The following is an 11,714-nucleotide window of genomic DNA, read 5'->3' on the forward strand; positions in this document are numbered from 1 at the left end:
GTGGCCAATCGTGCCGATGTTGACGTGCGGTTTGTTCCGTTCAAACTTTGCCTTTGCCATAGTGGCAACTCCTTAATTCATACGCCGCGACGCGCGCGGCAGCGGTGGGATGGGTGGGCGTCACCGCCCACCGCTCTATCAGGCGTACTTCTTCTGAATCTCTTGCGAGATATTCTCGGGCACAGCGTCGTAATGGTCGAATTCCATCGAGAACACAGCGCGACCCGAAGACATGGAGCGCAGGTTGTTGATGTAGCCGAACATATTTGCGAGCGGCACCATAGCGGCGATGACGTTCGCGTTGCCGCGGCTGTCTTGGCCGGTGACCATACCGCGACGCGAGGTCAAGTCGCCGATCACGTTACCGGTATACTCGTCCGGGGTCACAACTTCGACCTTCATGATCGGCTCGAGCAGTTTTGCGCCAGCCTTTCTCATGCCTTCGCGCATTGCTGCACGGGTCGCGATCTCAAAGGCGAGAACCGAGGAGTCGACGTCGTGGAAGGCGCCGTCGATCAGAGCCACTTTGAAGTCGATCACCGGGAAGCCAGCGAGCGGGCCCGAGTCCATAACGGACTTGATGCCTTTTTCAACGCCGGGGATGTATTCCTTCGGAACCGCACCACCGATGATCTTGCTCTCGAAGGAGTAACCTTCGCCAGGCTCGGTCGGCGAGATAACCAGTTTAACGCGCGCGAATTGGCCCGTACCACCGGTTTGCTTCTTGTGGGTGTAGTCGATCTCGTACTCGGAGCTGATCGTTTCACGATAAGCCACTTGCGGAGCGCCGATATTCGCCTCGACCTTGAACTCGCGACGCATACGGTCGACGAGGATGTCGAGGTGAAGTTCGCCCATGCCCTTCATGATGGTCTGACCGGACTCGAAGTTGGTCTCGACGCGGAAGGACGGGTCCTCGGCAGCCAAGCGCGCCAGGGCCATGCCCATCTTCTCTTGGTCAGCTTTGGTTTTCGGCTCGACGGCGATCTCGATCACCGGCTGCGGGAAGGTCATGGTTTCGAGAACCACCGGCTTCGCCACATCACAGAGCGTGTCACCGGTGGTGGTCTCTTTCAGACCGGCCAGCGCGATGATGTCGCCTGCAAAGGCTTCTTCGATCTCTTCACGCTGGATAGCGTGCATCACCATCATACGGCCCACGCGCTCTTTTTTGCCTTTGGTGGCATTGAGCATCGTGTCGCCTTTTTTCAGCACGCCCGAGTAGATGCGCGTGAAGGTCAGCGAGCCGACGAAGGGGTCGTTCATGATCTTGAAGGCCAGCGCCGAGAAGGGATCCTCGTCGCGAGCGCTCCGCTCGATGTTGCGGGTCTCGGTCTCATCGCCCGGGGCGAAGCCGACATAGGCCGGAACGTCGGTCGGAGCCGGCAGGTAATCCACAACAGCGTTGAGGACCATCTGCACGCCCTTGTTCTTGAAGGCCGAGCCAGCAAGAACCGGGAAGAAGGCCATCGACAAGGTGCCTTTACGGATCAGGCGACGCAGCTCGTCTTGCGACGGCTCATTGCCTTCCAGATAGGCTTCCATAGCTGCATCGTCTTGCTCAACGGCAAGCTCGATCATCTTGCCGCGCCATTCGTCGGCCAGATCTTGCAGCTCTTCACGGATCGGCTGACGCTCCCAGGAAGCGCCGACGTCGTCGCCCTTCCAGACCCACTCTTCCATCGTGACCAGGTCGATCGCGCCTTCAAGCTTGTCCTCGGCACCGATCGGCAGAGCGACCGGGCAGGGGATGCCGCCGGTGCGGTCTTTGATCATGCGCACGCAGTTGAAGAAGTCAGCGCCGATCTTGTCCATTTTGTTGACGAAGACGATCCGCGGAACTTTGTAGCGGTCCGCCTGACGCCAAACGGTCTCGGTCTGCGGTTCAACGCCGGCGTTGCCGTCGAGAAGGCAGATCGCACCATCGAGAACAGCCAGCGAACGCTCAACTTCAATGGTGAAGTCAACGTGGCCGGGGGTGTCGATGATGTTGAAGCGGTGCTTCTTCGAGGGGTCTGCGGTGTAGTTGGTGTCTACATGGCGCTCCCAAGTGGTCGAAGTCGCTGCGGACGAGATGGTGATCCCGCGCTCAGCTTCTTGTTCCATGAAGTCCATGGTGGACGCACCGTCGTGCGTCTCACCCATTTTGTGGTTCTTGCCGGTGTAGAACAAGATGCGCTCAGTCGTCGTGGTTTTACCCGCGTCGATGTGCGCCATAATGCCGAAGTTGCGGTACAGGTTAAGCGGAAACTCGCGTGCCATTTGGCCCCCTTACCAGCGGTAGTGGCTGAACGCTTTGTTCGCGTCGGCCATTTTGTGGGTGTCTTCGCGCTTCTTGACCGCGGTGCCGCGGTTGTTGACAGCGTCGGAGAGTTCGGCAGCCAGACGCTCTTCCATGGTGTTCTCGTTGCGCTTGCGCGCAGCGGTGATCAACCAACGGATCGCAAGCGCTTCGCGGCGCTCGGTGCGGACTTCAACCGGTACTTGGTAGGTTGCACCACCGACGCGGCGCGAACGCACTTCGACGGAGGGCTTCACGTTGTCGAGGGCTTCATGGAAAGCCTCGATCGGAGCGCGCTTCAGCTTGCTCTCAACGCGGGTCAGAGCGCCATAAACGATGCCTTCAGCGATGGACTTTTTGCCATCGAGCATGAGGTTGTTCATGAATTTGGTCAGAACGCGGTCGCCATACTTGGCGTCCGGGAGAATTTCGCGCTTCTCTGCGGCGTGACGACGGGACATGTCTCTCTACCTCTCCAGGATCACTTCGGACGCTTAGCGCCGTATTTCGAACGACGCTGACGACGGTCTTTGACGCCTTGGGTATCCAGCACACCGCGGAGGATGTGGTAACGGACACCCGGCAAGTCTTTGACGCGGCCACCGCGGATCAGAACAACCGAGTGCTCTTGCAGGTTGTGCTTTTCGCCGGGGATGTAGGAGATCACTTCGAAGCCGTTGGTCAGGCGAACCTTCGCAACTTTACGCATAGCCGAGTTCGGCTTCTTCGGAGTGGTGGTGTAAACGCGGGTGCAAACCCCACGTTTTTGCGGGCAGGATTCCAAGTGTTGCGACTTGGATTTCCGCACGTTCGCTTCCCGGGGTTTCCGGATCAGCTGCTGAATCGTTGGCATTAACGTTCCTCGTTTCGATACTCGTCCCGCTGCCTATCGGGACGCTGCTTCTCGACGTGCAATGCGCGAATCGCAAAACACGCAACCACGCCTCATCCCCTTGGCAGGAAATGACGCGGGTTTATTCAGAGGATCGGGGCGGAAAACCCGGATCGTGACCACTTCAAGCGCTCTGACCCTAAAAAGAGAGAGAATCCTCCCGTCATAAGGTAGGCGGGCTATAGGGGGAGTCGGCCATGATGTCAACGGCGCGGGCCGGAGCCGGCGCTTGACCAGCGGGGGATGGCGGAGGGTCTCAAAGACCCGTCCCCAACCCATCGAAGCTGCGGTCACACCCTTTTGGACGCCATCGCCGCCGCGCGCAAGCGCCGCTCGCGCAGCAAGGTGAAAAGCCCCGCTGCAACGACGATTGTAGCGCCAATCAGGGTCCAGCCATCCGGCAAGCTGCCAAAGATCAAATAGCCAAGCACGATCGCCCAAAGCAGCGCCGTATAGCGGAAGGGCGAGACGATCCCGATGTCGCCATGCCGCATTGCGGTGACCGAGCAGATCGTGCCCACAATCAAGAAGGCACTGGCACCAAGGACATGCGCCATTCCAGAGCCGGTGACCGGCACCCAGCCCTGCCCCAAAGTGACCACGCCGCCCATCACCGTCACCGCGACCGCCGCCGCCAGCGCCACCAAGGATGACGACACCTCGGCCGAGATCCTCCGCGCCGCAAGGTCCCGGACCACCACGCTGGCAACCGAGGCGAGGCCGAAAAGGGCATAGCGATCAAAGTTATCTGTGCCGGGCCGGATAATGATCAACACCCCGACCAAACCCACCAAGATCGCCAGCATACGCCGCCAGCCGATCCTGTCACCGAAGACCACGGCCGCCCCCAGTGTCACCGCCAAAGGCAGCACCTGCATGATCGCCGAGAGATTGGCCAAGGGCATATGCATCAGGGCCGTGAGGAAGAAGTACGTCGCAAAGACCTCGGCCAACGAGCGTAGGCCAGTCAGGACGGTATCTTTTCGCGATAGGCTTTGGCGAAAGGCGCCGTTGGCCCGGGCAATCACGATCAAGCCAAGGATCGCAAATCCGCCTCGCAAAGCAATGGCCTGGAAGAGCGGCATTGCACTGGTGACCGACTTCATCAAGGTGTCGTTGATGGTAAAGGCGGCCATCGACAGGCTCATCGCCAGAATGCCACGCAGATTTTCTGAGAGCGCCACGCCGTCTTCCTTCTTTCGCCACAGGCTATCAGGGCAAATGCAGCGGGGGAAGCCGCATCAACTTAGGCAAACCCTAATCCGCAACTAGAGAGATGTTGGTTTTGCCTATCCAGCGCCCGCCTTAATCCTTTTGCAGCCAAAAGGAGCGCGTTATGAGCTTTGAGACCACCCATACGCTGGTGATCGGCGGCGGTCAGGCCGGGATCGCGATGAGCGAACACCTTTCAGATCAAGGCATTGCGCATATCGTGCTGGAGCGCGACCGGCTGGCCGAGAAATGGCGCACCGGGCGGTGGGACAGTCTGGTGGCCAATGGTCCGGCTTGGCATGACCGGTTCCCGAACCAGACCTTTGAGGGGGTGGACCCTTTTGCTTTCGCCCCTAAGGACCGAATTGTCCAATATTTTGAGGACTATGCGCGGCGAATCAAGATGCCCGTGCGCTGCGGAGTGACGGTGGAAAAGGTCACTTTGCTGGCGGATGGGCAGTTCCGGGCGGAAACCTCGGCTGGGGTGATCGAGGCCCAGAATTTGGTCTGCGCGACGGGGCCGTTTCAGAAGCCGATCATCCCGGCGTTGGTGCCAAATACTGCGGGAATTTATCAAATCCATTCGGCGGATTACAAGAACCCGGCGCAGTTGCCAGAGGGGGCTGTGCTCGTGGTGGGGGCGGGCTCTTCCGGGGTTCAGATCGCGGATGAGCTTTTGCGGTCGGGCCGCAAGGTCTTCCTTGCCGTGGGGCCCCATGACCGCCCGCCAATCCGCTACCGAGGACGCGATTTTGTCTGGTGGCTCAGTGTCTTAGGCAAGTGGGACATGCCGGTGAAAGAGCCGGGCACCGAGCATGTGACCATCGCGGTCTCAGGCGCGCGGGGGGGGCGGACGGTGGACTTCCGGGAATTGGCTGCAAGGGGCATGGGGTTGGTCGGCCGCGCCAATGGGTTTTCCGATGGAAAGATCAAATTTGCCAATGACTTGACGAAGAATGTTCGGGATGGGGATGCCAATTACCTCTCTGTGCTGGATCAGGCAGACGCCTATCTGGCGGCCAATGGCATCGAGCTGCCAGAGGACCCGCAAGCGCGGGTGATCCCGCCGCTGCCGGAGGCGATCTTGCACCCGCCGGTGGAGCTCGATCTGGCACAGGAAGGCATCCGCTCGATCATCTGGGCGACGGGATATGGGTTGGATTACAACTGGTTAGACTTGCCCGCCTTCGACGAAAAAGGCCGACCCGAGCATGACAAGGGCGTCGGCAATGTGCCGGGGCTCTACTTCGTGGGCCTCAGCTGGCTCAGTTGCCGCGCCTCGGCCTTTATCTGGGGCGCATGGCGCGACGCGCAAAGACTGGCCGGAGAGATCGCCAAGCGGGGATAATTGTCCGTAAACAACGTCTGCTTTACGTATGGAAAACGTATGGCTGACGTATGTTTAACGTGAGACATATGGCCAAGGTTGTCACCGCCGCCCGTGCCTGCAATTTGCCGCATCTGGGAGGATGGTCTTCAGCCTGCCCAGATCCGGGTGAACTTGCACAGAGGGCTTGATGGCGCGTTTTTCGATCTCTGATATTGTAGAACTCTTGCCGGATGGTCGTTGGATTGTGCCGCCGAGCGAGCCTCTCCTCTTCACCGGTGTTTCGACCTATCTGCCGTCATGGCGTCCCGACGACATCACCTTTCTGCGCCGAGACCGCGAGACCTTCGGTATATCGGCCCGCGCCCTACGCGAGAGCGGCACGGTGCCGAGGCTGCTCATCACCTCGGGGCCAGAATTGGGTCTGCCGGAGACGGCGGTGCTGCAGGTGCCAGACCGGCAACGCGCACTGATGAAGTTGGCCCGGGCGGCGCGTGCGCGGCTTCCGGCGCCGCTGATCGGTGTCACGGGCAGCGCGGGCAAGACCTCGACCACGGCTTTGATCGCCCATGCCTTGGGCCAGCTCGGCCCGGTCTATGCCAGCCGCGTCGGCGCCAATACCGCGCGCGGGGTGGCGTGGAATCTCGCCTCGGCCCGCGAGGAGGACCGGCATATTGTGTTGGAGATGGCGATTGCTGGAATGCGCGACAGCACGGCAGCGGCCCGCCCCGATGTTGCGGTTTTCACCAATATTCACGCCGCCCATCTGGTCCATCACGGCGATCTGCGCACGATTGCGGCGCGCAAATCGCGGATGTTCGAAGGGATGCGGCCCGGCGGTAAAGTCATTCTCAACAGCTCGATGAGCGAGCGCGATTATGTGGCCGAGCTGGCGCACGCCAAAGGGCTGGAGGTGATCTTTTACGGCCGCCGCCCGGAGGATCATGTCCGCCCGACGGGTTATGATCCAGAGCGCGATCTGGTGCGGATCGCGATTGGCGAGGCGTTGATCGATCTGCCCAAGTGCAATCGGCATGGCGTGCATATGCTGCATAATTTTCTGGCCGCTTGCGGGGTGCATCTGGCGCTTGGGTTGTCGCTGGACCATCTGGCGGCGGCTTTCGCGAGCTTTGCCCCCCTGCCCGGCCGTGGCGCGCGCTATGCCGTGCCGCATCCAGGCGGGTTATTTACGCTTTTGGACCATTCCTACAACGCCAACCCCGCGTCGATGCGGGTGGCTTTGGCCGAGCTTTTGGCGGTACCGGTCGAGGGGCGTCGGATCGCGGTGCTGGGCGAGATGGCCGAGTTGGGTGAGACAGCAGCGGCCGAGCACCATCGCTTGATGCAAGACATTGCCAAGGTTGGTCTGGACCGGATCTATACGATTGGGGCGGCCTATCAGAGGCAAGGATCTGTGCCGGGCCATCAAGAGCTACGCGGCCCCGAAGATTTGGCGCAGATCTTCGAGAACGAAATCGCGGCGGGCGATGTGGTGATGGTCAAAGGCTCGAACAGCACTGGGCTGAATGCTTGGGTGTCGAAATACATCAAAGATCGGTCAGCTTCGTTGAACTGACGCCGCGCAGAATGTGGCAGGCAAAAGAAAACCCCCGCCGGTTTGCACCGGCGGGGGTTTTCTTATTCAGCTGACCGAGGGGTCAGGCTGGCCCCGGGACGAAGCCCGAGGCCAATTCCTCATTCCCGGCTTTCCAGCGGATCGGTCACGATCGAGGCATTGTCGAAAATGCTTTCGGCAGTCTCGGTCGGGGCTGCCAGAGCGACGGCCTGATCGGCTTCGCTGCGGCGGGCTTCGATCACCGTGTTGTCACGCTCGGAGGCGATCCCTTTGACCCGACGGGTTGCCCCGCCGGTGCCTGCCGGGATCAGACGGCCCACGATGACGTTCTCTTTGAGACCCACCAGCTTGTCGCGCTTGCCTTGAACCGAAGCCTCGGTCAGCACGCGGGTGGTCTCTTGGAAGGACGCCGCCGAGATGAACGAGCGGGTTTGCAAGGAGGCTTTGGTCAGACCCAAGAGCACCGGCTCGGCTTTCGCCTCACGCAGGCCACGGTTCCGAGCTTTGGCGTTCTCTTCGTCCAGCTCTTGTTTCTCGACCTGCTCACCTTTCAGCAGCGTGGTCTCGCCCGAGTCGATGATCTCGAACTTTTGCAGCATCTGGCGCACGATGACTTCGATGTGCTTGTCGTTGATCTTCACGCCTTGCAGACGGTAAACGTCTTGCACTTCGTCGATCATATAGTTGGCAAGCGCCTCGATCCCCATGATCCGCAGGATGTCATGCGGAGCCGGGTTGCCGTCCATGATGTAATCGCCCTTCTGGACGAAATCACCTTCTTGCACCGGAATATGCTTCCCTTTCGGGATCATATATTCCTGAGCCTGCAGCGTCTCATCCACCGGTTCCACGGTGATGCGGCGCTTGTTCTTATAGTCCTTGCCGAAGCGGACGTAGCCATCGGCTTCCGCGATGATCGCGTGATCCTTCGGACGACGGGCTTCGAACAATTCCGCCACGCGGGGAAGACCCCCGGTGATGTCCTTGGTCTTGGCGCCTTCGCGCGGGATACGGGCCACCACGTCGCCCGGACGCAGTTCTTGTTGGTCTTCGACCGACAGAATGGCGTCCACCGACATCGGGTAGGAGATCGGGTTGCCAGCGTCGTTGCGCACGGGATCGCCGGTGGTCGGATCCATCAGGATGATCTCGGGCTTGAGATCATTGCCTTTCGGAGCCGAACGCCAGTCGTTGACGATCTTCTGCGTCATGCCGGTGGCTTCGTCGGTATCCTCGCGGACCGAGATGCCCGAGATGAGGTCCTTGAACCGTGCCACACCGCCTTTTTCGGCGATGATCGGCAAGGTGAAGGGGTCCCATTCGAAGAGCTTGACGCCGCGCTTGACCTCTTGGCCGTCCTTGACGTGCAGTTTCGCACCATAAGACAGCTTGTGGACAGCACGTTCGCCGCCGGCATCGTCGACGATCGCGATCGACATGTTACGGCCCATCACGATCAGCTCGCCCGCGACGTTCGTCAGAACGGTCGGGTTGCGGAACTCGATCTTACCCTCTTGGCTTGCTTCCAAGAAGGACTGCTGGCCACCCTGTGCCACGCCGCCGATGTGGAAGGTCCGCATCGTCAGCTGGGTACCGGGCTCACCGATCGACTGTGCGGCGATGATGCCGACAGCTTCGCCGATGTTGACCTGAGTACCGCGGGCAAGGTCACGACCATAGCACTGGACGCAAACGCCGCCTTCGGCCTCACAGGTCAGCGGGCTGCGGATGCGCAGCGTCGCGATGCCCGAGGTGTTGATGATGTCGGCGCGACGCTCATCGATCATCTCGCCTTTGGCGACGAGAACTTCGTCGCTGCCCGGCAGGATGATGTCATCTGCAGCCACACGGCCCAGCACGCGCTCGCCCAAGGGCGAGATCACTTCACCGTCGTTGACAGCCGCCATCGCGGTGATCGCGCTGTCGGTGCCGCAGTCATGGATGCGCACGATGCAGTCTTGTGCCACGTCCACCAGACGACGGGTCAGGTAACCCGAGTTCGCGGTCTTCAACGCGGTATCCGACAGACCCTTACGGGCACCGTGGGTCGAGTTGAAGTACTCAAGAACGGTCAGACCTTCTTTAAAGTTCGAGATGATCGGCGTCTCGATGATCTCGCCCGAAGGCTTCGACATCAGGCCGCGCATCCCGCCCAGCTGTTTCATCTGGGTGACCGAACCACGCGCCCCGGAGTGCGCCATCATATAGACCGAGTTCGGCTCTTTCTCAGCGCCGTTCTCTTCGTATTTGGTCGCCGAGATGGTCGACATCATCGACTCGGTGACCTTGTCGTTGCACTTGGACCAAGCATCGACGACTTTGTTGTACTTCTCGCCCTGAGTGATCAGACCGTCGAGATACTGCTGTTCAAAGTCGGCAACCAAGGCTTTCGTCGTGTTGACGATGTCCCATTTGTTGTCGGCGATGACCATGTCGTCTTTGCCGAAGGAGATCCCGGCTTTGAAGGCTTCGCGGAAGCCAAGGCCCATGATCTGGTCACAGAAGATCACCGACTCTTTCTGACCGCAGTAGCGATAGACGGTGTCGATGACGGTCTGCACGTCTTTCTTACGCAGAAGACGGTTCACCAGCTCGAAGGGAGCTTTGGCGTTTTGCGGCAAGAGGTTGCCCAGACGCAGACGGCCGGGGGTGGTCTCGAACCGCTTCCAGACGAGGTTGCCCTCTTCGTCAACTTGCTGCAGGCGCGCCGTGATTTTGGCGTGCAGATGCAGCTCACCCGCGGTCAGCGCATGTTCGACTTCGTCGATATTGGTGAAGGACATGCCCTCACCTTTCATGCCTTTGCGCTCCATGGTCACGTAGTAGAGACCAAGCACCATATCCTGCGACGGAACGATGATAGGCGCGCCGTTGGCGGGCGACAGAACGTTGTTCGTCGACATCATCAGAACGCGCGCTTCCAGCTGGGCCTCAAGGCTCAGCGGAACGTGCACGGCCATTTGGTCGCCGTCGAAGTCAGCGTTAAAGGCCGAGCAAACCAGCGGGTGCAGCTGGATGGCTTTGCCTTCGATCAGCATCGGCTCAAACGCTTGGATGCCCAGACGGTGCAACGTCGGCGCGCGGTTCAGAAGAACCGGGTGCTCGCGGATGACCTCATCCAGGATGTCCCAAACCTCGGGACGCTCTTTTTCAACCAGCTTCTTCGCCTGCTTCACGGTCGAGGAAAGGCCTTTGGCTTCCAGACGCGAGTAGATGAAGGGCTTGAAGAGCTCCAAAGCCATCTTCTTCGGCAGACCGCATTGGTGCAGCTTCAACTCAGGCCCGGTCACGATGACCGAACGACCCGAGAAGTCGACGCGTTTACCCAAAAGGTTCTGACGGAAGCGACCTTGCTTACCCTTCAGCATGTCCGACAGCGACTTCAGCGGGCGCTTGTTGGTGCCCGTGATGACGCGGCCGCGACGGCCGTTGTCGAAGAGTGCATCAACCGCTTCTTGCAGCATCCGCTTTTCGTTGCGCACGATGATATCGGGCGCACGCAGCTCGATCAGGCGCTTCAGGCGGTTGTTGCGGTTGATCACACGACGATAGAGGTCGTTGAGGTCCGAGGTCGCGAAACGGCCACCATCCAGCGGCACCAGCGGACGCAGTTCCGGCGGGATCACCGGAAGAACGGTCAAGACCATCCACTCGGGACGGTTGCCCGACTCGAGGAAGGACTCAACGATCTTCAGACGCTTGATGATCTTCTTCGGCTTCAGCTCGCCCGTGGCTTCTTTCAGCTCTTCGCGCAACTGATCAGCGGTCGACTCGAGGTCGATCGCGGCCAGCATTTCGCGGATGGCTTCAGCACCGATATTGGCGGTGAAAGCGTCGGCGCCATATTGGTCTTGGGCGTCGAGGAATTCCTCTTCGCTCATCAGCTGACCATAGGTCAGGTCGGTCAGACCCGGCTCAATGACGACGTAGTTTTCGAAGTAGAGGATGCGTTCCAGATCCCGCAGGGTCATGTCCAGCATCAGGCCGATCCGGGACGGGAGCGACTTCAAGAACCAGATGTGGGCGACCGGAGCGGCCAGCTCGATATGGCCCATCCGCTCGCGGCGCACCTTTTGCAAGGTGACTTCCACGCCGCATTTCTCGCAGACAACGCCGCGATATTTCATGCGTTTGTATTTGCCGCAGAGGCATTCATAGTCCTTGATCGGCCCGAAGATACGGGCGCAGAACAGGCCATCACGCTCGGGCTTGAAGGTCCGGTAGTTGATGGTTTCCGGCTTTTTGATCTCACCAAAGGACCAAGACAGGATCCGCTCGGGCGATGCGAGCGAGATCTTGATCTCGTCAAAGGTTTTGACCGGAGCAACCGGGCTGAAAGGGTTGTTCGTCAGTTCCTGGTTCATTTGGGCTTCCTAATCAGGAGGTTGCGGTCAGAGGGGTGCGCCGGTTTCTTTGAAGAAACCGG

7 protein-coding genes are annotated in these 11,714 nt (G+C 60.0%); 2 read left to right on the forward strand and 5 right to left on the reverse strand.

Annotated features, from left to right (window positions below):
- Positions 1 to 138: 138 nt before the first annotated feature.
- The 4 genes from fusA to Q9295_RS07370 all read right to left on the reverse strand — a co-directional run bounded on the left by fusA (position 139) and on the right by Q9295_RS07370 (position 4,357).
- On the reverse strand, positions 139 to 2,262 hold the full coding sequence (gene fusA, locus Q9295_RS07355) for an elongation factor G (protein WP_306679886.1): 2,124 nt from the start codon (positions 2,260 to 2,262) through the stop codon (positions 139 to 141).
- 9 nt (positions 2,263 to 2,271) lie between these two features.
- Positions 2,272 to 2,742, reverse strand: a complete 471-nt coding sequence (gene rpsG, locus Q9295_RS07360; protein WP_306679887.1) for a 30S ribosomal protein S7 — start codon at positions 2,740 to 2,742, stop codon at positions 2,272 to 2,274.
- Positions 2,743 to 2,762: 20 nt separating this feature from the next.
- Entirely contained in the window at positions 2,763 to 3,134 is a 372-nt protein-coding gene (gene rpsL, locus Q9295_RS07365; RefSeq protein ID WP_165014620.1) for a 30S ribosomal protein S12, read from the reverse strand.
- Positions 3,135 to 3,463: 329 nt separating this feature from the next.
- Positions 3,464 to 4,357, reverse strand: coding sequence for a DMT family transporter (locus Q9295_RS07370; RefSeq protein ID WP_306679889.1), 894 nt, complete (start codon positions 4,355 to 4,357; stop codon positions 3,464 to 3,466).
- Between the two features lie 152 nt (positions 4,358 to 4,509).
- Between Q9295_RS07370 and Q9295_RS07375 the strand changes: the two genes are divergently transcribed.
- Complete coding sequence (locus tag Q9295_RS07375; RefSeq protein ID WP_306679890.1) at positions 4,510 to 5,733, forward strand: flavin-containing monooxygenase; 1,224 nt, start codon at positions 4,510 to 4,512, stop codon at positions 5,731 to 5,733.
- A 169-nt stretch (positions 5,734 to 5,902) separates the two neighbouring features.
- Entirely contained in the window at positions 5,903 to 7,288 is a 1,386-nt protein-coding gene (locus tag Q9295_RS07380) for a Mur ligase family protein (RefSeq protein WP_306679891.1), read from the forward strand.
- Positions 7,289 to 7,407: 119 nt separating this feature from the next.
- On the opposite strand, the gene rpoC is transcribed toward Q9295_RS07380, so the two are convergent.
- The gene (gene rpoC, locus Q9295_RS07385) at positions 7,408 to 11,652 is read right to left on the reverse strand and encodes a DNA-directed RNA polymerase subunit beta' (RefSeq protein WP_306679892.1); all 4,245 of its coding nucleotides are present in this window, start codon (positions 11,650 to 11,652) and stop codon (positions 7,408 to 7,410) included.
- Positions 11,653 to 11,714: the final 62 nt, after the last annotated feature.

It is taken from the genome of Pseudogemmobacter lacusdianii, from assembly GCF_030848395.1.
Taxonomy (GTDB): domain Bacteria; phylum Pseudomonadota; class Alphaproteobacteria; order Rhodobacterales; family Rhodobacteraceae; genus Pseudogemmobacter; species Pseudogemmobacter lacusdianii.

Excerpts from the sequence above, each read along its gene's own strand:
- fusA (WP_306679886.1), bottom strand. The coding sequence starts at position 2,262 with ATGGCACGCGAGTTTCCGCTTAACCTGTACCGCAACTTCGGCATTATG.
- rpsG (WP_306679887.1), bottom strand. The coding sequence starts at position 2,742 with ATGTCCCGTCGTCACGCCGCAGAGAAGCGCGAAATTCTCCCGGACGCC.
- rpsL (WP_165014620.1), bottom strand. The coding sequence starts at position 3,134 with ATGCCAACGATTCAGCAGCTGATCCGGAAACCCCGGGAAGCGAACGTG.
- Q9295_RS07375 (WP_306679890.1), top strand. The coding sequence starts at position 4,510 with ATGAGCTTTGAGACCACCCATACGCTGGTGATCGGCGGCGGTCAGGCC.
- Q9295_RS07380 (WP_306679891.1), top strand. The coding sequence starts at position 5,903 with ATGGCGCGTTTTTCGATCTCTGATATTGTAGAACTCTTGCCGGATGGT.
- rpoC (WP_306679892.1), bottom strand. The coding sequence starts at position 11,652 with ATGAACCAGGAACTGACGAACAACCCTTTCAGCCCGGTTGCTCCGGTC.